This window comes from Thermosphaera aggregans, from assembly GCF_014962245.1.
GTDB classification, from domain to species: Archaea; Thermoproteota; Thermoprotei_A; order Sulfolobales; family Desulfurococcaceae; genus Thermosphaera; species Thermosphaera chiliense.
In genome coordinates, this window is sequence record NZ_CP063144.1 from 446,612 (window position 1) to 467,303 (window position 20,692).

General features: G+C 49.0%; 27 protein-coding genes and 1 tRNA gene. 18 read left to right on the forward strand and 10 right to left on the reverse strand.

Annotated elements, in window-relative coordinates; translation table 11 throughout:
- The first annotated feature begins 164 nt into the window (after positions 1-164).
- Positions 165-239 (forward strand) — tRNA-Val (locus IMZ38_RS02625).
- 6 nt (positions 240-245) lie between these two features.
- On the opposite strand, the gene IMZ38_RS02630 is transcribed toward IMZ38_RS02625, so the two are convergent.
- The 3 genes from IMZ38_RS02630 to IMZ38_RS02640 are packed head-to-tail and all read right to left on the reverse strand — an operon-like array spanning position 246 to position 3,456.
- Positions 246-1,010, reverse strand: a complete 765-nt coding sequence (locus tag IMZ38_RS02630; RefSeq protein WP_193436629.1) for an alanyl-tRNA editing protein — start codon at positions 1,008-1,010, stop codon at positions 246-248.
- A 30-nt stretch (positions 1,011-1,040) separates the two neighbouring features.
- Positions 1,041-2,561 (reverse strand): ABC transporter permease, encoded by a 1,521-nt coding sequence (locus IMZ38_RS02635; RefSeq protein ID WP_193436630.1) that lies wholly within the window; start codon positions 2,559-2,561, stop codon positions 1,041-1,043.
- The gene (locus tag IMZ38_RS02640) at positions 2,554-3,456 is read right to left on the reverse strand and encodes an ABC transporter ATP-binding protein (RefSeq protein ID WP_193436631.1); all 903 of its coding nucleotides are present in this window, start codon (positions 3,454-3,456) and stop codon (positions 2,554-2,556) included. The genes IMZ38_RS02635 and IMZ38_RS02640 overlap by 8 nt, the downstream gene beginning before the upstream one ends.
- Before the next feature lie 200 nt (positions 3,457-3,656).
- Here IMZ38_RS02640 and IMZ38_RS02645 point away from each other — a divergent pair, with 200 nt between their 5' ends.
- Entirely contained in the window at positions 3,657-4,511 is an 855-nt protein-coding gene (locus tag IMZ38_RS02645) for a DMT family transporter (protein ID WP_193436632.1), read from the forward strand.
- A gap of 65 nt (positions 4,512-4,576) precedes the next feature.
- Positions 4,577-5,074, forward strand: coding sequence for a transcription elongation factor (locus IMZ38_RS02650; RefSeq protein WP_193436633.1), 498 nt, complete (start codon positions 4,577-4,579; stop codon positions 5,072-5,074).
- A gap of 8 nt (positions 5,075-5,082) precedes the next feature.
- Here IMZ38_RS02650 and truD read toward each other — a convergent pair whose 3' ends face one another.
- Positions 5,083-6,174, reverse strand: a complete 1,092-nt coding sequence (truD, locus tag IMZ38_RS02655) for a tRNA pseudouridine(13) synthase TruD (RefSeq protein ID WP_193436634.1) — start codon at positions 6,172-6,174, stop codon at positions 5,083-5,085.
- Positions 6,171-6,482: a peptidyl-tRNA hydrolase Pth2 gene (pth2, locus tag IMZ38_RS02660; RefSeq protein ID WP_413743237.1), complete on the reverse strand. Its 312-nt coding sequence runs from the start codon at positions 6,480-6,482 to the stop codon at positions 6,171-6,173. The genes truD and pth2 overlap by 4 nt, the downstream gene beginning before the upstream one ends.
- A 120-nt stretch (positions 6,483-6,602) precedes the next feature.
- Between pth2 and IMZ38_RS02665 the strand changes: the two genes are divergently transcribed.
- The 7 genes from IMZ38_RS02665 (at position 6,603) to IMZ38_RS02695 (ending at position 12,053) form a co-directional block, all read left to right on the forward strand.
- Positions 6,603-7,271, forward strand: coding sequence for a hypothetical protein (locus tag IMZ38_RS02665; protein ID WP_193436636.1), 669 nt, complete (start codon positions 6,603-6,605; stop codon positions 7,269-7,271).
- A 42-nt stretch (positions 7,272-7,313) separates the two neighbouring features.
- Positions 7,314-7,535, forward strand: coding sequence for a zinc finger domain-containing protein (locus tag IMZ38_RS02670; protein ID WP_193436888.1), 222 nt, complete (start codon positions 7,314-7,316; stop codon positions 7,533-7,535).
- Between the two features lie 13 nt (positions 7,536-7,548).
- Positions 7,549-7,821, forward strand: coding sequence for an elongation factor 1-beta (locus tag IMZ38_RS02675; protein ID WP_193436637.1), 273 nt, complete (start codon positions 7,549-7,551; stop codon positions 7,819-7,821).
- Positions 7,822-7,875: 54 nt separating this feature from the next.
- Positions 7,876-10,086: a CDC48 family AAA ATPase gene (locus IMZ38_RS02680; protein WP_227410908.1), complete on the forward strand. Its 2,211-nt coding sequence runs from the start codon at positions 7,876-7,878 to the stop codon at positions 10,084-10,086.
- Positions 10,087-10,097: 11 nt separating this feature from the next.
- Positions 10,098-10,355, forward strand: a complete 258-nt coding sequence (locus IMZ38_RS02685; protein WP_193436639.1) for an ArsR family transcriptional regulator — start codon at positions 10,098-10,100, stop codon at positions 10,353-10,355.
- A 48-nt stretch (positions 10,356-10,403) separates the two neighbouring features.
- Positions 10,404-11,465, forward strand: coding sequence for a flap endonuclease-1 (gene fen, locus IMZ38_RS02690; RefSeq protein ID WP_193436640.1), 1,062 nt, complete (start codon positions 10,404-10,406; stop codon positions 11,463-11,465).
- A 141-nt stretch (positions 11,466-11,606) separates the two neighbouring features.
- Positions 11,607-12,053, forward strand: a complete 447-nt coding sequence (locus IMZ38_RS02695; RefSeq protein ID WP_193436641.1) for a hypothetical protein — start codon at positions 11,607-11,609, stop codon at positions 12,051-12,053.
- Here IMZ38_RS02695 and IMZ38_RS02700 read toward each other — a convergent pair.
- On the reverse strand, positions 12,050-12,733 hold the full coding sequence (locus tag IMZ38_RS02700) for a protein-L-isoaspartate O-methyltransferase (RefSeq protein WP_193436642.1): 684 nt from the start codon (positions 12,731-12,733) through the stop codon (positions 12,050-12,052). The genes IMZ38_RS02695 and IMZ38_RS02700 overlap by 4 nt on opposite strands.
- Before the next feature lie 42 nt (positions 12,734-12,775).
- On the opposite strand from IMZ38_RS02700, the gene IMZ38_RS02705 reads away from it, so the two are divergent.
- Positions 12,776-13,243: a DUF371 domain-containing protein gene (locus tag IMZ38_RS02705; protein WP_193436643.1), complete on the forward strand. Its 468-nt coding sequence runs from the start codon at positions 12,776-12,778 to the stop codon at positions 13,241-13,243.
- On the opposite strand, the gene IMZ38_RS02710 is transcribed toward IMZ38_RS02705, so the two are convergent.
- Positions 13,199-14,182 carry a class I SAM-dependent methyltransferase gene (locus IMZ38_RS02710; RefSeq protein ID WP_193436644.1) on the reverse strand — a complete coding sequence of 328 codons (984 nt, stop codon included), beginning with the start codon at positions 14,180-14,182 and terminating at the stop codon, positions 13,199-13,201. The genes IMZ38_RS02705 and IMZ38_RS02710 overlap by 45 nt on opposite strands.
- Positions 14,183-14,252: 70 nt before the next feature.
- Between IMZ38_RS02710 and IMZ38_RS02715 the strand changes: the two genes are divergently transcribed.
- Together IMZ38_RS02715 and IMZ38_RS02720 are read left to right on the forward strand one after the other, a co-directional pair.
- Positions 14,253-15,077, forward strand: a complete 825-nt coding sequence (locus IMZ38_RS02715) for an NAD(+)/NADH kinase (RefSeq protein WP_193436645.1) — start codon at positions 14,253-14,255, stop codon at positions 15,075-15,077.
- Positions 15,037-15,585 carry an NOB1 family endonuclease gene (locus IMZ38_RS02720; RefSeq protein WP_193436646.1) on the forward strand — a complete coding sequence of 183 codons (549 nt, stop codon included), beginning with the start codon at positions 15,037-15,039 and terminating at the stop codon, positions 15,583-15,585. The genes IMZ38_RS02715 and IMZ38_RS02720 overlap by 41 nt, the downstream gene beginning before the upstream one ends.
- On the opposite strand, the gene IMZ38_RS02725 is transcribed toward IMZ38_RS02720, so the two are convergent.
- Positions 15,560-16,708: a PUA domain-containing protein gene (locus IMZ38_RS02725; protein WP_193436647.1), complete on the reverse strand. Its 1,149-nt coding sequence runs from the start codon at positions 16,706-16,708 to the stop codon at positions 15,560-15,562. The genes IMZ38_RS02720 and IMZ38_RS02725 overlap by 26 nt on opposite strands.
- 106 nt (positions 16,709-16,814) lie before the next feature.
- Between IMZ38_RS02725 and IMZ38_RS02730 the strand changes: the two genes are divergently transcribed.
- Together IMZ38_RS02730 and IMZ38_RS02735 are read left to right on the forward strand one after the other, a co-directional pair.
- Entirely contained in the window at positions 16,815-17,135 is a 321-nt protein-coding gene (locus IMZ38_RS02730; RefSeq protein WP_227410909.1) for a hypothetical protein, read from the forward strand.
- Between the two features lie 9 nt (positions 17,136-17,144).
- On the forward strand, positions 17,145-17,363 hold the full coding sequence (locus IMZ38_RS02735) for a DUF2283 domain-containing protein (protein ID WP_227410910.1): 219 nt from the start codon (positions 17,145-17,147) through the stop codon (positions 17,361-17,363).
- Positions 17,364-17,375: 12 nt separating this feature from the next.
- On the opposite strand, the gene IMZ38_RS02740 is transcribed toward IMZ38_RS02735, so the two are convergent.
- A complete protein-coding gene (locus tag IMZ38_RS02740) occupies positions 17,376-17,705 on the reverse strand; it encodes a hypothetical protein (RefSeq protein ID WP_193436648.1) in 330 nt (109 codons plus the stop codon).
- Positions 17,680-17,985, reverse strand: coding sequence for a hypothetical protein (locus IMZ38_RS02745; protein WP_193436649.1), 306 nt, complete (start codon positions 17,983-17,985; stop codon positions 17,680-17,682). The genes IMZ38_RS02740 and IMZ38_RS02745 overlap by 26 nt, the downstream gene beginning before the upstream one ends.
- Positions 17,986-18,036: 51 nt before the next feature.
- On the opposite strand from IMZ38_RS02745, the gene IMZ38_RS02750 reads away from it, so the two are divergent.
- From IMZ38_RS02750 to IMZ38_RS02760, 3 genes are read left to right on the forward strand one after another with little or no spacing between them, the layout of a single operon-like run.
- Positions 18,037-18,897: an N-glycosylase/DNA lyase gene (locus tag IMZ38_RS02750; RefSeq protein ID WP_193436650.1), complete on the forward strand. Its 861-nt coding sequence runs from the start codon at positions 18,037-18,039 to the stop codon at positions 18,895-18,897.
- Complete coding sequence (locus IMZ38_RS02755) at positions 18,894-19,478, forward strand: HD domain-containing protein (RefSeq protein WP_193436651.1); 585 nt, start codon at positions 18,894-18,896, stop codon at positions 19,476-19,478. Before IMZ38_RS02750 ends, IMZ38_RS02755 begins: the two co-directional genes overlap by 4 nt.
- A gap of 60 nt (positions 19,479-19,538) precedes the next feature.
- Complete coding sequence (locus IMZ38_RS02760) at positions 19,539-20,675, forward strand: radical SAM protein (protein ID WP_193436652.1); 1,137 nt, start codon at positions 19,539-19,541, stop codon at positions 20,673-20,675.
- Positions 20,676-20,692 lie beyond the last annotated feature (17 nt).

Consider the following 20,692-nt stretch of genomic DNA (forward strand, 5'->3'; position numbering starts at 1 on the left):
CCCATTCGCCTTTACATCACACTCCAGTAGCTGGAAATCGCGTGTAGTAGTGAATAATATTATCGCTCGCAGACGATTCTGCCTAACCACACATCACTCAATGCTTGCTGGTTTAAGACCGCGTGGTAGGGTTTAAAAATACTTGAGTCCTTAATTATAGGAAGGGGCCCGTCGTCTAGCTTGGTTAGGACGCCGCCCTGACACGGCGGAGGCCCGGGGTTCAAGTCCCCGCGGGCCCATCTCCTTCAATCAGCATCGTAGTATAGTTTGAAGCCTCTAACGGTTTCCTCAAGCCTCAATATTTTGATCCTTCCAACCTCCTTTGTGTTAGAGACGTGTGTCCCCGTGCACGGGATTGCGTTGACTCCTTCAATCTCGACTACCCTGTACCTGCTTGTCCTGGGAAGTCTTTGAAGGTTAGGAGCGTTGTAAATCCTTGCTGGAAGCTGCTCCCAGCTGACCCAGAAGGCTTTAACCCTCCGAGCCTCCTCCACTATTCTCGTAGCTTCCCTGAGAACTTCCTCGACAACCTCTTTCGAAGCACTCCTAGCATCGTACTCTATGTAGGCATCCGGGGGAGCGTGCTGGGCTTCGAGAGTGTTGACATTTCTCCCATAAGCCTTCATCACAGCGTAGTCCAAGATGTGCCCTGCGGTGTGAAGCCTCATAGTCTTGTACCGGGGCTCCCAGTCTAGCTCAAGCACCACCTGGGAGCCTTTAACGGGCAGGTTTCCCTCAACCAACCTGCCGTAGTGTGCTACAACGTTCTTAACCATGAGGGCTTTCTCAACCCTGAACTTGATGCCCTCGCCTTTGACCCAGCCGGTATCGCTTCCCTGACCCCCGGTTTTCGGGTGAAACACTGTCTTATCGAAGACAAGGTAGCACCTGCCCGGCTTATCGCAGGCATAGTCGAGAAGATTAACTGTTGCCGTCTTCAAATATGAATCTTCAAGGTATAGAAGCTCGGTGCCCAGCATGTTCTTAAGCCAGGAGTAAAGATCAACCATGACCAAGCAACCCGTTTCCTCTTATGAAAACTATCTTGAAAGATTTGCCTTCCTGAACAGGGTCCAGCCCAGCAGGAAAGGTACCAGCGTCCAAGCGGCCCCAGCGGCAACGACTAGGTACGGATTTACAACAGAGACTTCTGCATAGATATCAGGGAATTCTGCCCTGTTTACGAAATATGTTGCAAAGCTTGTTAAGCCGAGGGGGTTGAAGTAGTAGCTAGTATACTGGAGTTTCTGCAGCTCCTCGACAAGCCTGGGGGTGAAACCGTGCATGAAGTATGCTAGGATGAATACCAGGATCCCCATGATCATTGTGAAGAACAGGTACAGGATGATTGAGACCGCGAGATACTTACCCCCGCTTGCCACTGTTGAAAGCATGTAGCAGACGCTGTAGAAAGCTATGAGTGATCCAGCAACGCCTAGGAACAGTATCACAGTGTAAGATGCCTCGATACTGTAGCCGGTGAGCAAGAATATGCTCGCGTTGAATGCTGCGAAGAAAACCCCTGTTGAAGCTAGAGCGGTTAAAACCCCGGCCGTGAACCTCGTGACATATACTTCTAGCCTTGTAACAGGGCGGGCTATGAGGAACTCCAATGCCCCAATCCCCTTCGGCTTAGCGACGAGAGTGTATGCGAGGTATAGAACCACTATTGGGAAGAATTGGGAGAATAAGCCGAGCCCGGCTGTGCCGAGAGCGATGTTTGTAATACGTCGCTGAATAATCCCTGTCTGGATCCTGATCACAGGTAATGCGCCACTCAAGTAGGTAAGGCCTTCGGGGTTTTTAAGGTAGAGCATGATTCCAGTTGTAGTTGAAGCATTCAAGCCTAGCTCCGATGCGTTGGTCTTGAAAACATTAAGCCCTGTTGAAACATTACCGGCTAACAATGCTTTTTCAAGCCCAGCGTTACCTGTGTCCGTGGAAAACGTGCAGTATAGCTCGAAGCCATCGCCGGGTGGCTCAATCAACATTGAAATAGTTAGCTCATCATTCTTTAGAAACACGTAGCCTGCTGAATACACCGACTTCGTGCCGTCGAGGCTGGAGAAGTAGATAAGAGGGGTGGAAGCATAGAGCACTCCTCCGCCTCCCTTTATGAAGCGTGCCACTATACTGTTGAATCCGAAAGGCGTTGATGATCTTACTTCGAAAAGCAACCTTCCCGTATCCTCAGGTAGCGACCTTATGATGTCAGACTCCAGCGTTGTCTCAACGACATGGTAGCCATCCGCCCGGAAAGCAAATGTTTTCAGTGTTTGATAAACCCCGTTCTCCTCAACTAGAAGGTTTACCTCGACGTTAGCTGTGGTTCGTCTCATCTCTGAGTCGTAGATGTTGTAGTGCATGGTTAACTCCCCGGTTTCAACGTCAAGCTTTGCGAGGAAAGCTGGATAAGAAGATCCTGCACCCATGCTAAGCGAGATGGATACTAGGTATGATAGCCCAACACCGACCAGGATGAAAACTGCTAGTGTCACTAGCGTTGCTGGACGTATGAAGGCTCTTTTAAAGTCGTAGAAAATGGGGTTCACATCACTCACCCTTCCCCCTTATCAGGTTGAAGAAGAATTCTTCGAGGCTTCTCTCCTCACTCCTAACCTCCTGTACGCTGAAGCCGCTCTCCACGAGCTCCTTGACGATTACGCTTGGGGAAGCGTTTAAGCCTGAGACCACCACGTACTCACCCCTGGTTTCAACCCGTCCATACTTCTCGAGAATGCTGAGGGATTCCTCAACCCTGTCAATCTTCATGATCAGGGATGGTTTAGCCATGTTCACGATCTCGCTCATCATGTAGACACCGATGATCTTGCCCTTATGGATGAATACTACCTTGTCAGCTATTCCTTCAACCTCGCTTAATATGTGTGAGGAGAATAATACAGCCTTACCCTGCTTCTTAAACTTCACGGCTAGATCTCTGAAGAAAACTATTCCCTTAGGGTCCAGGCCGTTTAAAACCTCGTCGAAAATGAAGTTTGGGGGGTCGTTGATCAGTGAGACCGCTAGGGCGAAGCGCTTCTTCATTCCCTGCGAGTAAGCGGCAAGCTTCATGTTCAACGCGTCTCCAAGACCCAGCATCTCTAAAGCCTCTCTCCCCATTCTCTTCGCCTCGGTAGGCGGTATGCCGTAGTAGCCTGCTAGGTACACGTAGTAGTCCAGCGCCTTAAAGTCTGTTTCAAAAATGGGAAGCTCTGGAACCCACCCGATCCTTTCAGAAGCTTTTTTCTTATCCCTCGTCACCGATAAGCCGTCGATTAACACGTCCCCGGAATCCGGGGGCAGTACTCCAACAGCTATTCTAATAGTTGTGGTCTTGCCAGCACCGTTCAAGCCTACGTAGCCCGTTATCTCCCCGTTATACACTTTAAATGAGACGTTGTCAAGGGCTTTAAGCCTGCCAAAGGATTTTGAAACACTGTTAACCTCAATCAAGCATTTACACCTTTTACTTGCTAGTAATAACCTCTCCACGTCTTATAAAATTTTAAAAGAAACCCTTCCTCCTGTGGAATCCTTCACATCTTGTAAGATTCCTTGACACGTAATTATTTCAAACAATGTATAAGTATAAACGTCTCTTCTGTATATTCTTTAAGAGCGAATAAGTATGCATATGAAGAAGGGTGGTTAAAGTGGATTATCTCGCACCAATAGTGGCATCGCTGATGTGGAGCTTGAACCCTGCCGTAATTTCTAAGTACAGGGAGCATATTAAGCCGGTGCTTTTCACCGGGTTCAGGGCTCTCACAGCTCTTGCATCACTCATCCCTTTCGCGCTGATCAATAGTCATGGCTTTCCAGGGTTTACGGAAGCTGGTGTCGCAGTCATTCTGGCCTCGGCTCTGCTAGGGCCCGGAATAGGGGACGCTTCATACACTAAAGCTATTCAACTCCTCGGCGGCTCCCTCGCGGTGATAATAAGTTATACGTACATCTTCGTCTCCCAATTCGTAGCGGCGGTTTTCCTGAACGAGCCCTTAAGGCTTCCGGTTGTTGCCGGCAGCTTGACGGCCTTCCTAGGCATTGTCCTAGCATCTTCAAACGGCAACGGGGGAAGGTTTAACGTGAAGGGTGTTGCATACGCTGTTGTTGCCTCTATTTCATGGGGTCTTGCAACATCTATGATTAAGGTGGCCCTCCTATACGCTGACACCTTAACCCTCACCGTGATGAGGCTCGGGTTCATAGCAGTCTTCTTCATCCCCGCCGGCCTGATCGTGGAAGGGGGTCCTGGGAAAGGGGATTCGAAGCCTTTGATCAAGGCTTCGCTCATAACAGGGGTTTTAGGGTGGAGTATTGGAATGCTCCTTTTCATCTACTCTATAAACAAGTTAGGTGTTTCAGCCACTGCGGTAGCCACCGCGCTAACCCCGGTGCTATCCCAGCTAACTGTCAAGCTCCTGTCCAGGGAGAAGCCGACGCTGAGAACTGTTGGAGGAGCACTGCTTATTTCTTCAGGAATAATTATATCCCTCCTTTCTCCTTGAAAAAGAGTTTAAATTACTGTTTAATCGTAAAATCCCTTTGAAGAGTAATACGGTGATGATGTAGCTTGAAATACCCGCTGGACAGGATATGCGTTAAAAGCGGCATCTTATGCCCTAGCTGCCAGCGTAAAGTGGAGACAGGCGTTGTCGATATTGATGAGGTTAAAGTGATGAAGGCTTTAATGGATATTGAGGAAAAGCACAAGGTCTTGAGGAACGGGGAGTATGTGAAATCTTTCATGGCAGGTGATCAATTCATACTGATACTCCGCGACGGCGTGGAGCAGGCCGAGCTTGAGGAGGTTTCAAAACACCTTAGCAGGGAGCTTGACGCTAAGGTTAAAATAATTGTTGAGACAGGCGATATGAGAAGGCTTATTGAGCAGGTGATCAGTCCTGCATCACTCCTCGGCGTGAACCAGGTCTGGCTCCCCGATGGAACGGAAATCGTTAACGTAAGGGTTCCGAGGAGGGATCGAAGATTTTTGGAGAAAAATAGAACCACGTTCGAGGAGTTAATAGCTAAGTTAACCGGCAGGAAGGCCAGGATTGTTTTCGAGTAATAAGAGATTTATTTTAAAACCAAGTTCTCCTTAAACAACTCCCTTAACACCATGCTCGCATAGAATCCTTGTTTCAGGAAGAAGCCTATCTCTAGGAGATTGTTGGCATGCTTTAAGCTGATGTTGGATGGCTTGAACAACCCCGTCCTCCACCAGCATCCCAGCTCGCTAATCCTGTCAGGGTTTAAGCCCTCCTTCTCGAAGAGATCCGTGTAAAGCGTTGAGCCCTCCTCACCGCAGCCAGGGGCTGGAAGCACCCTGTTTAGACAGCCCCACCCGCACGTGTCGACCAGCTTGTTTAAGAGAAGATTGTAAAGGTAGCTAGCGTAAGCCTCCACAAGGATTCTCGACGTTGATTTCTGCACAAGCTCTAAACCCTTGGATAGTGGTGATTCAACATATAGTTTCTCGTAAAACAGTCTCCCCGGGAATGATCCTTTAATCCTTGCAACAGCACTGTTCATTTTTTCCCATGGATAATGCTCTCTCAGGAAGAACCTGCTGAACCGGTCCTCCCTTCCAAGAAGAATCTGCTTGCCTAGCAGGTGGCTTATCGGCCTCTCAACCCCGAATCGCTGATACCCGTAGTATGATGGCAACCCCGAAGCAACGATAAGCCTGAGCAAATCCTCGGCAATACTGTAATCGCCGGGTCTTGAAGCCTCCAGGGTTATCTTAAACCTGTTCCCGACTAGTGATTTTCTCGTGGGCTTCGCACGTGCGAAGCCTATTAGGAGAGCGGCGTAGTTTTCGCCACAAATTTCCTTAAGATCGTTGCTAACCAGGGTTTTCTTGACGAAGAAGAACTGGGTGCTTGTGGACTCCTTATCCTTCAACCCAAGGTGAATAATGTTGGAGTCAGGAATCCCGATCTGTTTTGCGAGAAGCCTTTTAACGCGTAAAGTATCCATAGACCTCTTAGTGACCCTGAATACCGCGTACTCGCCTTTCTCCCTGTTAAAGCCTAGTTCTTGAAAGTTGACAACCTCCTCCACGGTGAACGTGTCAGGGGTGATCTTGAGCTCGGTGCTTATTTTCCGATGCGTGAGAACGTGCTTCAACCCAGTCACGTAATCTAATGGATGAGGGTAGTAGGTCAAAGAAGCTTCAACCCGCCTGTTAGCTTGTCAACAGCCTCATCAGGCGCTGGACCTATTGCAACGGCCGTTGTCGTTCCCGGAGGCAGCTCGGTCAGCCCAGCGTCTTTGATCAAGGATGCTGGAAGCCCACTCCTCACCGCTTTCTCATACAGCTGGACGAGCTCGGCCTCGCCTGGAACCTTTACCACAACTTTCTTCTGCCCACTACTCCACCATTCTTCAAACCATTCCCTTCTCGAACGGTATGCTTCGAAAGCAGCTGTCACCGACGCGTGGGCAACCTGTACGGCAAGCTTTCCCTTGCTCATCCCGAGATCGCTTCTAACAATTATAACCTGTTTCAATCCGTTAAACCCTCAACAAGAATTATTAAATACTCCTCATATATTAGTTCCCGCTGGATTATTCAATGCTTGGATGTGGACTTGATGAGTGCTAAATCGTGTTTCACAATCCTGACACTACTATTTTTAGCCATGGCCTCAACGGCTAGCGCGCAAGGCGTGGAGCCTGTTTACGGCCCTGGAGACTTCTTCAACTACGAGTACACTGTAACGCTTTCACGAAGTAATCAGTTCTGCACGGTTAAAGTTTTTCTTACGGTTAGAGTGGAGAGCGTGTCATATCCTTTTGTGGAGTACAGTATTGGCGATCACAGGAGGATTAGATTAACCGGTGACTGCGAGGTTTTCGGCCTAAGCCTGGAGATGGTTGAGAACAGTTTCAGGGATAGCAAGGGTGTTGACAGGCTGGATGCTGAGCCCTCATCATCCTACATAGGATTCTTCGCCAACCCCTCGTATACTGGCGAGTTCGCGGAGAGTTATCAGGCAGCAACAGGTTTCTCAAATGTTACAGCCAAGTATGTCAACGGCGTGCTGATAAGGTACGTTGAGCTAACCGAGACCTTCTTCTTCAACAGTGTGGCAATCCTAGAACTACTTTCGACAAGCGCATACTACAGGGTTAACCCAGCCCTTGCCCCTATGGGTTTGGCAGCGGTAACAGTTGGCTTCACCCTTGGGCTAATTGCGATAACTTACCTGCGGAAGAGCAAGAGCCTGCAAGTTGCTGAGGGAATATTTTTAATACCTTAATCACGTTTAAACTGTTGATTGCTTAAGCATGGTGGTTGCTACATGGTTGCACAGTACAGTTTAACGCAGCAGGCCGGCATCGTTGTTGAAGAAGCAGCGTCACCTCCGGTGTGCGATAGCTGCCACAGGATCATGGAGCCCGGGGACTATGGTACGGAGTTCATGTGCCCTAACTGCGGGAAGGTATTGATCCGTAGATGTAAGAGGTGCAGGCAGCAAGCAGTTGAGTACGCCTGCCCTAACTGCGGGTTCAGGGGTCCTTGAAGAGGTGGTGTGAATGGCTCAGGTTGCTGTAGTGGTTAAAATCCTCCCAGAAGACGTGGAGACGCCGTTGAACGAGTTGAAAGCCCGGATAGAGCAGAGCCTGCCGCAGGGATATCAGGTGAAGGCTAGCGATGAGGAACCCATAGCCTTCGGATTGAAAGCTCTCCGCTTGTTAATAGCTATGCCTGAGGAAACCGAGGGCGGTACAGAGCCCTTGGAGAACCTTTTAATGAGTATTCCAGGCATCAGCCAGGTCGAGGTTGAAGCTGTTTACAGGCTTCCTTAGTAATTTCTTATATTAAGGGTTTTTCACACTCAACATTATAGGTTGTTAACGCTGGTGCTTGATTTGGCAGGGAATAAGTTGAGAATACCTCTAAGAGTACTAGACGCTGATAGAAGGGACCTACATAAAGGAATAGCGAGGCTGGACCCTGAGGTAATGGATAAGCACGGTATATTGGAAGGAGACCTCCTCCTCGTTGAGGGAGAGTCGGAGACGGCCGTGATAGCTGCTGCAAGCAGGGACCAGGATAGGGGTTTGGGCGTAATAAGGCTTGACCCGGTTACCAGGAAGAACGCGGGCGTGAACATTAACGAGGTTGTTTTCGTGGAGAAGGTTGAGAAACAGTACGCCCAGGTGGTTAAGCTAGCTCCAACCAATTACTTCGCACCCGCTGACCCAAGCGTGGTGGAAGAGGTTAAGAGGAGGATTATTGGAAGGCCCTTGATGGAGGATAATGAAATCCACGTAGTCATAATGGAGATGAGCATTCCTTTCAGAGTTGTCACCTTGAAGCCGAAGGGGCCTGTGATAGTTTCTGACGAAACAGAGCTCTACATTTTCGAGGAGCCTGTCGGGGAGGTTCCGAGAGTAACGTATGAAGACATTGGCGGATTAGGCAACGTGATCGAGAAGATTAGGGAGATGGTTGAGCTACCGCTCAAGTACAGGAAAGTGTTTAGGAAGCTGAACATAGACCCGCCTAAGGGAATACTCCTGTACGGTCCCCCAGGCACTGGCAAGACATTGCTTGCTAAGGCGTTGGCTAACGAGGCTAACGCGTACTTCATCGTGATCAATGGTCCAGAAATTATGAGCAAGTACTACGGTGAGTCGGAGCAGAGGCTTAGGGAGATCTTCAAGCTAGCGAGGAAGAAGGCTAAGAAGAACCCTGCAATAATATTCATAGACGAGTTAGACGCTATTGCGCCGAAGCGGGATGAGGTCATAGGCGAGGTTGAGAGGAGGGTTGTCGCCCAGCTCCTAGCCTTACTTGACGGGTTAGAGAGCAGGGGGAACGTCATAGTGATAGCGGCTACGAACAGGCCTAATGCTGTCGACCCTGCTTTGAGGAGGCCTGGCAGGTTTGACAGGGAGATTGAAATACCTATGCCAGATAAGAAGGGCAGGCTGGAAATACTTCAAATCCACACGAGGAGGCTTGTTAAATCTGGCATCCTCGGCGAGGATGTCGACCTGGTCAAGCTCGCAGAGATGACCCACGGGTACACCGGCGCTGATCTCGCCGCCCTGGTTAAGGAGGCTGTCCTGCATGCTTTGAGAAGGTATGTGCCTCTTGAAAAGTCCAATCCGCCTACACCAGAAGAGGTTTTAGAAAAGGTTAAGGTTACTTTTGAAGACTTCATGTTCGCGTATAAGAGCATCGTACCCAGCGGTCTAAGAGAGATATATGTCGAGGTCCCGGAGGTTCACTGGAGCGATATAGGAGGGCTTCATGAAGTGAAGCAGGCTTTAAAGGAGAGTGTTGAATGGCCCTTGAGAATGCCCGAGGTGTTCGAGAAGTTCGGGATCAAGCCTCCGAAAGGCATACTGCTCTATGGGCCTCCCGGATGCGGAAAAACGCTCCTCGCCAAGGCTGTTGCAACCGAGAGCGGCGCCAACTTCATAGCTGTTCGCGGCGCCGAGATCATGAGCAAGTGGGTTGGAGAGTCTGAGCGTGCTGTGAGGGAGATCTTCCGGAAAGCCAGGCTACATGCACCCACGGTTGTCTTCTTCGACGAGATAGATGCAATAGCCTCGCTGAGAGGTGCCGAGCTGGACTCTGGAGTATCTGAGAGGGTTGTAACACAGTTGATTACTGAGATGGATGGTATTCAGAAGCTTGAAAACGTCGTTGTGATAGCGGCAACCAATAGACCTGACCTAATAGATCCCGCGTTGCTGAGGCCTGGAAGGCTTGAAAAGCTCATCTATGTTCCCCCGCCAGACTATGACGCGAGACTTGAAATACTCAGGATCCAGACAAGAAGCATACCCTTGTCAAGGGATGTAGACCTCCGGGAGATCGCCCGGAGAACAGAGGGGTACAGCGGCGCAGATGTTGAGGCGGTGGTTAGGGAAGCGGTCATGTCTGCTCTGAGAGAATCCCTCAACGTTAAGGAGGTATCAGTGAAGCATTTCAACAGGGCGTTAGAGATTATTAAGCCAAGCATTAATGATAATATGTTGAGATATTACCTGGAATGGGGGGTTAGGGCGAGGCAGCAACTCCCCAGGTCTCACTTAAAGCCTCAGGTTTACGTTTAAGGTGGTTGTTAATGAAGTATAACCCGGGCTACTGGCGTCTTACCCCTCTTTTCAGACTGATCCTGGAGATCGTGATCGACCATCCGGAGGGAGTCTCGGAGTCCGACCTGATAGATATCTTGAAGAAGGAGCACGAGGTCGAGGTGGGGAAGGCGGAGCTCTACAAAGCCTTGATGAAGCTGGAGCTATCGGGTTATATCCAGGTAGAGCCTGTTGGAAAAGAATTCGTTATACGGCTTTCACCATCCTTTCCCGAGCTTTTTAAGTGAATAGTTTTAAATGTTTTAAACAACTATTTTAATGATCGTGGGAGAGACATGGGAGTAAACCTTAAAGACCTCATACCAGAGGATGCCAAGATCATTATTGAGAACATGCGCTCATTGAAGGGGAAGGTTATCGCGATAGATGCCTACAATGCCCTGTACCAGTTCCTAGCAGCCATAAGGCAGCCGGATGGAACCCCTCTAATGGATTCCCAGGGCAGGATCACGAGCCACTTGAGCGGGCTTTTCTACAGGACTATAAACCTTGTTGAGGAAGGCTTGAAAATAGTTTACGTGTTTGACGGGAAGCCCCCTGAGCTTAAAGCTAGGGAGCTTGAGCGCAGGAGAGCGTTGAAGGAGGAGTCTGCTAGAAAGTATGAGGCTGCTGTTGAAGCAGGTGATTTGGAAGCGGCTAGAAGATACGCGATGATGGCTTCGAAGCTGACTGATGAGATGGTTAAGGAGGCTAAAAAGCTCTTAGACGCTCTCGGAGTTCCCTACGTTCAGGCACCAGCCGAGGGTGAGGCCCAGGCAGCATACCTTGTTAAGAAGGGCGACGCCTACGCTTCCGCAAGCCAGGACTACGATAGCCTCCTCTTCGGCTCCCCCAGGCTGATAAGGAATCTCACTATTAGCGGGAAGAGAAAGCTTCCGAGAAGAGAGGAATACATCGAGGTCAAGCCTGAGATGATAGAGCTTAACACGTTGCTCTCCAAGCTTAACCTGACCCTGGAGAACCTTGTAGATATAGGGATTCTGGTAGGCACGGATTATAATCCGGAAGGCTTCGAAGGGATAGGGGTTAAGAAAGCCTACCAGCTCGTCAAAACATACGGGTCGATCGAGAAGATTCCTAAAGCCTTGCTCAAGTCCAGCGTAGAGGTTGATGTCCTAGAGATTAAGAAATACTTCCTCCAACCCCCTGTTACAGACTCGTACAAGATAGAGTGGAGGGAGCCCGATGAGAAACTGGTTTTCGAGATCCTTGTTAACGAGCACGATTTTAGCGAGGATAGAGTGAAGAACGCGCTTGAAAGATTTACTAAAGCATACAAGGAGAATATTAAAGGAGTTCAGACCGGGCTGGGCAAGTGGTTTGCCAAGCCCTCCTAGCTTACGCGTTGTTAACAGGTAGGTTCAAAACATTTAAATCGAGAAAAACCACCCGCTCCGAACCCTATCCTCAACCTATGCTAAGAAGTGGCAGGATCGCGTTTATAGATATGTTTTAACATAAAATACTTTGTGAAGCTCATGAGCGGTGAAAAACCCACAACCGCGTTCGTGCTGATGTTGCTTTCAGGCATTATCCTACTGCTCTTCGCGATACTAGCATTAGCGATAGGGGCCTTGCTACGCGCGGAGATTCCCCTTGAAGAATCAATGCCGCTTCCAACCGGTATGGGGTTCCTCACGGCTTTCGCGATAGGGACTGTGATGATAATAGTCGGGGCAATAGCCTTGTTAATTGGCTTGTTAATGATCGTTGCCGCTTTTAAGATTCGTAGTGGTGAACCCGGCAAGGTTAAAACCTGGTCTATAATAGGGATAATCCTTTCTATTGTAAGCCTGATCACTGTTGGCGGAGGATTCTACCTAAGCTTTGTCTTGGGCTTGATAGGAGGGATTCTCGGATTAACGTGGAAGCCGCCGGAGAAACCCGTTGCACAGGAGCAAACCCCTCTCCCACCCCCAGTCTAATTTTTCCACCTTTCCTCCACGCTCCATCCATACCTGCCTATTAAAGGGACGAACACGCATTCTATCCCCCACCGCTTATTTATTCTCCCATTCTTCTTCTCAACGATTAAGAGTCTTTGGAAATACCTGTCCCCCACCGGTGCTACCAGGATCCCGGGATCCCCTAGCTGCTCCAGCAGTGGCGGAGGAATATCCGGGGCTGCAGCAGTTACTATTATTCTATCGTAGGGAGCAGCCTCCCTGTAGCCCAGTGTTCCATCGCCGACCAGTACCGTGACGTTTTCCGAGTATCCTGCTTTCTCAAGGTTTTTCCTAGCAAACGAGGCTAGCTCGCTGATTCTCTCAATACTGTACACGTGTCCTCCACCGGAGTCCTGCTTGGCAACTATTTCAGCCAGGACAGCGGCCTGATAACCCGACCCGGTTCCAATCTCTAACACCTTGTTGCCCGGCTCAGGATCCAGCTCCTCGGTCATTATGGCAACCATGTGTATAGCACTTATCGTCTGACCCCAGCCTATGGGTAGCGGGGTATCATGGTAGGCGTATTTCCTCATCGCCTCTGGGACGAACAACTCCCTCGGCACTGTTAGGAGAGCTTTAATGATCCTGGGGTTTCTCAAGTAGCCTGAGTCAACTAGGAGTTCGACAACTCTACTCCTCTGCTCGTGAAAGCTCAACGCGATCCCTTTGAAAATATTAGGTTTATGGTTTAATTAAACATGGGGTTAGGGATGATAGTTGCCAGCGAGATAGTGCGCGCAAAGGGCCACCCAAACGTTACGGCTAAGCATAAGACAACGCTGGAGATAACGAGGGATTGTGATTTAACGTTGAGAGGGGACTGCATAATAGGGGTTAATGCTGACAAGGCTGCGTCAAACCTGTCCAGTGATTTTAAGGCTGCCTTAACGTCTCCGAGAAACATATTGTTAATTGTTCTTGAGGCAGGCGGGTTTAAGGACTACCTGATAGCACATGGTTCGAGAGAAATTACTGCTACCGATCCTCGAAGAATCATTATCAGGAGAAGTAGCTATGTCGAGCCCGCGACAATAGGGGTTTACGCGACGAAGGCAGCCGGGGATCTAGATAGAGGGTTGGTCAATAGTTTGAAAAGCGGTGACGCCGTGTTAACGGTTAAGCTATACGTGCTCAGGCTTGATGATATCGAACCTGTAAATCCCTGAGCCTGGAGAGTACTCTAGGACAAGCCTGTGGCTGAGTATTCTCCACCCTGGGAGAACACTGCCCACCTCGTCAATGCTGGTGTAGACATCTCTTGTTAGAACGTATAGGTGTAAGATGCCTTCAGGCGCGAGGACTTGATCGTAGACTTCGGCAAAGCCTAGGCTTGCCTTAGGGAGGTTTGCGATCACCCTGTGAGCCACCTCTTTCCTCGGGAGGTGATCAGGGATGTCTCTTGCATCATTGTTTAACGGTATGATGACTCCTTTAAGCCTCCTCATATTGGATTTAATATTCTCTATTAAGAGTTCGTGGGCAACAGGGTTTAAATCGTTTGCCAAGACCAGTGCGGTTTTCAATGATGCAATGTGGACTGGGAACCCGCCTATCCCTGAGAATAAGTCAACAACGATCTCGCCATCCCTGACCAGGGATGCGAGCCTCCTATGCTCCTCTGTTAGCCTTGGATTATAGTAGACTTTTCCAAGCCTGATCTTGAAGCTTAAACCGTATTCTTTAACAACAACTACTTCAACCGGGGTTCCCCATAGGAGTTTGAGAACCGGTACTCTATACTCTTCAACAGTCTCCTCCTTAACATATATTGCTTTCAGCCTTGGATGAGTTTTTAGAAGCGCATCCACAACCTCCTCCGACGCTCTATGCTCCAAGACCTTGCTCCTCACAATTGCTACATCTCCCAGCAAATCGTATGAGGGAGGGTTAACAGCTATCTTCTTCTTGTATCCCGGGGCGCATTCGACAACTCTGAACAATGTTTCATCGATGGATTCAGGCTTCTCAGCAACAGGTATGAGTACCTTGTCACCTGCCCTCTCTATTAAGTAGTCCTCGAGGAGTAGGCCGGTTTTCCTCAAAGCCTTTATCGCTTTCTCAGCGCGGGTTTTTTCAACTTCCACGCAAAGCACTTTCCCGCCCAAACCAGTCACCATGCTCAGCTAATTAAAATCTATATTACTTAGCTTAACATATGTTTGATCGTGGATTGGAATGTTTTCCAAGGTAGCGTTGATATACAAGCCAACGCTTAAGTGTATTGAAATGGTTAAGGAGCTTTCGAACGCTTTCTATAGCAGAGGGTCTGAAACCATATTGTTCACTGTTGACGATTTACTACCGGCTGAGATAGAGAACACACAACTCGTCGTCGTGGTTGGAGGAGACGGAACGTTTCTCAAAGCATCCAGCACTATTCAGAGAACAGGGGCTTTCATCCTACCTATTCACTGCGGCAGGCGTGGAGCCTTCTTCGACCCGATTACCATGCCTCTCCCGGAGATTGTTGAGAATGTTTTGAACGGCGAGTTCATAGTTCAGTACTATCCGAGGCTGAAAGCCTGTAGGGGGAGCGACTGCAGGGTTTTCATTAACGAGCTCGCTTTAACCTCAATAGATCAGGGAAGGATCACGGGCTTCTCCATAGTTATCAACACCCCGGGGATTAGTTCGAGGCTAGAGTTTGAAGGAGACGGCGTCCTGGTCGCCTCATCGCCTGGTTCAGCCGCTTACAACTTGTCCGCGGGAGGACCTTTAGTTGACGCCTGGAACAGTTTGATCATTATAACCCCGTTGAACCCTATGCAGCTCAACCTTCCACCCATAATCCTTCCATCTTTTTCAACAAACGTAAGGGTTTCATGCAGGGGTTTTTCATCAATGTTTTTCGACGGGGAGAAAATAGCGACGCTGACTCGTGGAGAAGAGGTGGTTGTCTCAGGCTCTAACAACTATCTTAGAGTGATAAGGTTCAAGCCCAGGAGGGATCTTCTCAAAAATGTCATCGAGTCGAGATGGGTTTCCTTCCCCCAGGTTTAAAACAGCTGTCCTGGACACGTCAGCCCTTCTAGCGAAAATATACAGGCTCCTGCCGAGGCATGAGATCGAACTATACACGACTCCTCGCGCAGTGGAAGAGGTGAAGGATCGCGAGAACAAGGAGGCCTTGGAGGAGGCTTTAGACCTTGGTTTAATAACTGTTAAATCCCCGGGGAAAGAGTTCGTTGGAAAAGTATTAAAGCATGCTACCTCAATAGGTGAGGTTTCAAAGCTTTCGAAGACTGATGTTGAAGTAGCTGCCCTAGCCCTTGAGCTTAAGGAGGCTGGCGGAACCTTTGTTTTCACAGATGACTACAGTCTGCAAAACCTTCTACTCCACTTAAGAATCGGGTTCAAGCCGTTGAGGACCTACGGCATCTCAGAGGAGAGGGCTTACCTGGAGAAATGCCCCGTGTGCGGGTATGTCCCAGGCGAGCCCGGGGAGAAAACATGCCCGTTATGCGGAAGCGAGATCAAAAGGGTCAGGCCTTTCTCAGTAAAGCAATGAAGTAGCCAGGCATGTCACTGTTTAACGGGTGGAATCTGTAGCCTACTATGTTTTCAAAATAGACTTTATCGCACCGCGTGAACAGTGTTTCAGCTTCAACGCTTTCAAATCCGAGCTCCCTCACAGCGTATGATACTACTTCCTCGTTCTCCTTCGACGTTAGAGTACAGGTTGAATAAGCTACTATGCCCCCTTTCTTCAGCAAGCTGTGAGCAGTTTTCAAAAACTGCTTCTGATAGCTGGCATTGTTTGAAACATCGCTCATAGTTTTATCAAAAACTAGCTTCGGCCTAACCCCTATGTTACTGCACGGTGGGTCCACAAGAACCTTGTCAACTCTTCCGTTAAGGTTGAAATCCAGGTGTGCATACCTAGAGTCGTACGGGATGGGGAGGACATTCATTGCCAAGCCCAGTTTTTCAAGGTTCGACTTCAACACCGTAATCTTGGACTCGCTCCGGTCGAAAGCTATAACCCTACTCCTCCCCCTAGTGTACTGGACTACGTGCCCGGTTTTACCACCCGGCGATGCGTTCAAGTCTACGACCAGCTCTCCCTCGCGAGGATCTAGAAATATCGTAGTAACCATCGCCGGAAGTCCTTGCGGATAAACCAATCCCTTACGGTAAACCGAGAGCTCACTTATCCTCGGGGCGCTGTAGACGGAGGCAACGTTTACCCCTACTAAGCCACTATTCATCCTGAACAACTCGCTGGAAGACACTGTTGCTTCAACAACACCGACGTAAAACCCATGCTTCGACACCACCCTAACCATGTCCCCCCTTCTGAAGGAGTCAGCCTTCAAGACACCGGGCCTGTACAGGTTGGAACCCATCATCACGGAGACAGCGGTCTTCTCATCCACCACTATAGTTTTCTCAACATCCCCGGGGAGTTTATACGGGCCCTTCAGCTCAACGTAAACAGCTTCTCCAATCTCTCCATCCCTCCAAGCCCTAACCCCCTCCCTCTCCATCTCCTCAAGAACCGCTTCAATGCTTGCTCTCAAAGTGTTGACCCGGATGTAAAGCCTTCTAGGCGGCGTCTTCAAAGACTCAACCAGCCTTAGGGTTAAACTACCGTAAACGCGTCTAAGCTCGTTTAACAGGCCTTCCTGCATATCCCGAAGCTCCCTGTTCTAGTTGAGCTAGGAAATCCTTATTAGATTATAAAACAATATAGGATTTACTAGCCAGAGATTCGTTTGTGGAAGAGGTGAGGCTAAAGTGTCTTCCTCTACAAGGATAACTGATAAAGAGCTGAACGAGGCGTTAATGGATAAGCAGGAGAAGAAGCCCGTGGACGAGAAGCAGAAGTGGGTTAACAGGATTTTGAAGAGTGCTAAGCAGTATCACAAGATATGCCCGTACTTTGACAAAAGGACGAAGATGTGCTTCATAACTCTCGGGACCAAGTGCGACAGGGAGGGAAAGTTCGACACGTGCCCAGTGTTCAAGGCGTTTCTCGAGAAGAAGTACGATGAATACAAGGCTAAGAGCCAGCCGCTACCACTTGACTTCTCAGATGTTGTTGCATCCCCTCTATAGGTGTTTAACGTGGAGAGGAAGTATTTTATCGAAAACCTCGGCAACATGTGGATAGAGTACGATAAGCAAAACGACATACTGTACTTAAACTTTGCCACGGAGATAGGGGATGCTGACGAGGAGGTTTTAAGTGAGGATGGCGACGTGGTTTTCAGACTCAAAGAGGGGCGTTTAGTCTCAATAATGGTTTTAAACTTCAGCGAGAAAATCGGTGCAGCGATTCTTTAAAAGATTTTTAGTTTAAAATCCTCGTACAATCCGTCGGACGAACGAGTGCTCCGGGGGCAGAATCTTACTTATTTCTTCAAATATCTCTGTAGCATTCTCTCCCTGGATATCGATGAAGAGTGTTTCACCTTTAAACGCGAGGTAGACGACGGTGTTATTGCACGTGTAAAGCATTAGCTTCCCAGCCGATTGCTCGGGCTGGAGAGCAATGTCAAACACTATGACGCACCCCTTCTCTGCGAGAACGTCAACAATGTTTCTCCTCAGCTTTAAATGATTCGTGTCTATTAGAAAATGAGTTATCATGCTTAATCCTCTAAATGTTTTCAAGAAACTCTTCAAGTTTAACAGGCTTGACAATATGTATTTTAACCCCTCCCTCCTCAATAGCCAGCGCAGGCTCCTCGGGCACGCTTGTCGAGACCAGGATGCTGGCATCATACTCTTCGAGCAAGTCCTCTAGGAGGTCGACATTTATACCGGGAGAGGGGAGTTCTGCAAGTATCTTCTTCGTATCCATATCGTAAACAATTAGCTTCTCGGATGAAGCCAGGCTTGAAACCCGCCCATTCCCCACTGCAACGACCATAATGTTGTTGCCAACCATTAAGCACGCCTCCATAATGCTTAATTCTTAAGCAACTTATAAAGAAGGAGGCGGGATAGGGATTCAGTGAGGATTAAGATAATGTTTATCGACATTCAGAGAGCGTACGAGTTGTCAAGGATTTTCAAGCCTCTCACCAATCTCGTAGGAATTGTTGAGAGAAACGACCCTCAGTACAGGGCTGTGGAAGCATTAGCCAGGGTGAAAGGGTGCGACCAGGCCGCTGTGCTCGTCATTGCTAATGCCTTGGTTAGCTACCAGTTGAATGTCCGGGGCGAGGAGTACTGGCAGTATTTCGCGGAGAGCACTGCATCCGCGAGGGGCTCGCCCGACTCGGTCATGCTGGGTTTTCTGCTCAGTAATAAGCATAGGAACAGGTTGCTCCAGCAGAAGATTGAGAGGGTTAAATCTTTCTTCAATACAAAACTCTACAGGGATTTAAGCATTGATGGATTGAAATACTGTTCGTCCTTGGAAGTACTCAGGGATAGGCTTGCGGAGGAGCTAGCGTCGAGCAGGTTCTCCAAGACAATACTGTTTGCTGTTAAAATGTACAACTACGTCTGCACTTCATGCGGAAGAGAGGTCAAGGGTGATGTGGATTTACCCATAGATCTGAGAAACGCTGAGCTGAGCGTTTGGAGCTGTATCGTGAGAGAATGCGGCGGGGGAGAACGAGCCTGCTCGGAGAAGCTCATGCGAGACCCGTACCGTGCGAGGCTGGCTGATGCGTGGAGGATAGTGTGCAGGGAGTCCGGAATACCTTGCGTGAAGCTCGATGCGTTAACATGGCTGGTAGCAGGCGTCTTAAAGGATTCAGGCTTGAACCCGGTGGTGGCGGGGAGGAGGGTTGCGGAGGCTTTCGGCGTTGAAATACCGGTTGAAGCGTTGAGAGAGCTTGTGAAATGTGCTGGTGGTGGGTATTGAGGATTATTGAATCACTGGTTAAAGCTCTCCTGGGAGGCGACTTCGACCATGGATATCCCCATGTGGAGAGGGTTTTGAAATGGGCTGAGAGGATTGTTTCAGCGGAAAACCTTGTGGTGGATCGCGAGTTGCTGGAGACTATCATCCTGTTGCACGACGTGGGAAGAATCATAGGTGAGCCTCATGCTTACTACTCAGGCTTACTGGCAGAGGAGTTGTTGAAAGAGTTAGGCATTGATCATGCTGTGATAGGAAGAGTTGTTAACGCCATACAATACCACAGCTTCTCCTACGCCAGGAATCACAATATTCAACCGGGGTCGACGGAGGCATTGGTGCTGAGCGATGCTGACAAGCTCGATGCTCTCGGCGTCGTGGGCTTCATCAGAGTGTTTCTCTACAGCTGTAGGAACGGCCGATCTCTCGAGGACACTCTCAGACATTTCGACGAGAAGATATTCAAATTGAGCGGTGAGGTGAAGTTTCACTACTCCCGTTTAAAAGCCTTGGAGCTGGCGGAGAAAACTAGGGGGCTTCTCAACGAATTACTGGTGGAGTCCGGGACGCCTGCTCTGCCCTAGGGATCGGGGTTTTTAAGAATCATAAGGGTTGTTAAAGCATATTTTTAAAATGGTGGATTAATGGGTTTGGAATGGTTTATTTCAATAATCCACGCTAGACCTGACGCGATCCTTGTTTGGGACGACCAGGAGGTTAGGGAAAGGCTTTCATGGTACTACAGCGTGATGAGGGATTTGAAGCCGGCTAAGTTCCTTATCGCTAAAAGAATTCCTGTTGACGAGAACCCCTACAATGATGAGTTGTCGATTGATGATTTGTGGAGGATTCATGATAAAGCTAGTGTAGAATTCAAAAGAATCCTGCAGGAAGTGAGAAGTGGCGGTGTAGGGTTGGAGGATCTTGTTAAGCCATCATTCAGCCTGTTGGATGTGAAAGTGGCTTTAGCCTATAGGCTGTACTCTCCCTGCAGGCTTTGTGAAAGGAAATGTAGTGCTTTAAGGGCTCAAGGGAAGCCCGGGGTGTGCTTTGTCGACAGGGAGTGCATTGTCCACACATACTTCCACCACATGGGCGAGGAGGCCCCCTTGGTTCCAAGCGGGACAATATTCTACGGGGGATGTAATTTCAAGTGCGCGTTCTGCCAGAACTATGACATCAGCCAGGTCTCCCCTAGGAGCGGGGAGCGGGTTACTCCTGAAAGGCTTGCAAGGATTCAGGACTCGCTGAGGAAGAGGGGTGCGCGAAACATCAACCATGTAGGTGGTGAGCCAACACCTCACTTACCATTCATCCTGGAGAGCCTTAAGCATCTTGAAACTAACACGCCTCAGCTATGGAACAGTAACATGTACATGAGCCTTGAATCAATGAAGCTTTTAGCAGACGTTATAGACATATGGCTGCCTGATTTCAAGTATGGTTCAAACGAGTGTGCATGGAGGCTTAGCCGGGTCAGGAACTACTGGGAGGTTGTTACGAGAAACCACAAGCTAGCCTATGAGAACGGCGACATGATAATAAGGCACCTGGTCCTGCCAAACCACGTTGAATGTTGCACTAGGAAGGTTTTAGAATGGATTGCTGGTAACACCCCCAGAGTGCTAGTCAACATAATGGAGCAGTATAGGCCGGAGCACTTAGTGTCCAAGTACCCGGAGAAATACCCTGATATAAGCAGGAGGCCGAGCAGGGACGAGATGAAGCGGGCTTACGAGATAGCTGACAACCTTGGGATAGTATATAAGCCTGTCTCCTAGTTTATTGTTTAAACAGC

Excerpts from the sequence above, each read along its gene's own strand:
- IMZ38_RS02695 (WP_193436641.1), top strand. The coding sequence starts at position 11,607 with ATGAGCGGTGAAAAACCCACAACCGCGTTCGTGCTGATGTTGCTTTCA.
- IMZ38_RS02760 (WP_193436652.1), top strand. The coding sequence starts at position 19,539 with ATGGGTTTGGAATGGTTTATTTCAATAATCCACGCTAGACCTGACGCG.
- IMZ38_RS02725 (WP_193436647.1), bottom strand. The coding sequence starts at position 16,708 with ATGCAGGAAGGCCTGTTAAACGAGCTTAGACGCGTTTACGGTAGTTTA.
- IMZ38_RS02685 (WP_193436639.1), top strand. The coding sequence starts at position 10,098 with ATGAAGTATAACCCGGGCTACTGGCGTCTTACCCCTCTTTTCAGACTG.
- IMZ38_RS02670 (WP_193436888.1), top strand. The coding sequence starts at position 7,314 with ATGGTTGCACAGTACAGTTTAACGCAGCAGGCCGGCATCGTTGTTGAA.
- IMZ38_RS02720 (WP_193436646.1), top strand. The coding sequence starts at position 15,037 with ATGTCATCGAGTCGAGATGGGTTTCCTTCCCCCAGGTTTAAAACAGCT.
- IMZ38_RS02675 (WP_193436637.1), top strand. The coding sequence starts at position 7,549 with ATGGCTCAGGTTGCTGTAGTGGTTAAAATCCTCCCAGAAGACGTGGAG.
- fen (WP_193436640.1), top strand. The coding sequence starts at position 10,404 with ATGGGAGTAAACCTTAAAGACCTCATACCAGAGGATGCCAAGATCATT.
- IMZ38_RS02715 (WP_193436645.1), top strand. The coding sequence starts at position 14,253 with ATGTTTTCCAAGGTAGCGTTGATATACAAGCCAACGCTTAAGTGTATT.
- IMZ38_RS02745 (WP_193436649.1), bottom strand. The coding sequence starts at position 17,985 with ATGGAGGCGTGCTTAATGGTTGGCAACAACATTATGGTCGTTGCAGTG.
- IMZ38_RS02630 (WP_193436629.1), bottom strand. The coding sequence starts at position 1,010 with ATGGTTGATCTTTACTCCTGGCTTAAGAACATGCTGGGCACCGAGCTT.
- pth2 (WP_413743237.1), bottom strand. The coding sequence starts at position 6,482 with ATGAGCAAGGGAAAGCTTGCCGTACAGGTTGCCCACGCGTCGGTGACA.
- IMZ38_RS02665 (WP_193436636.1), top strand. The coding sequence starts at position 6,603 with ATGAGTGCTAAATCGTGTTTCACAATCCTGACACTACTATTTTTAGCC.
- IMZ38_RS02705 (WP_193436643.1), top strand. The coding sequence starts at position 12,776 with ATGGGGTTAGGGATGATAGTTGCCAGCGAGATAGTGCGCGCAAAGGGC.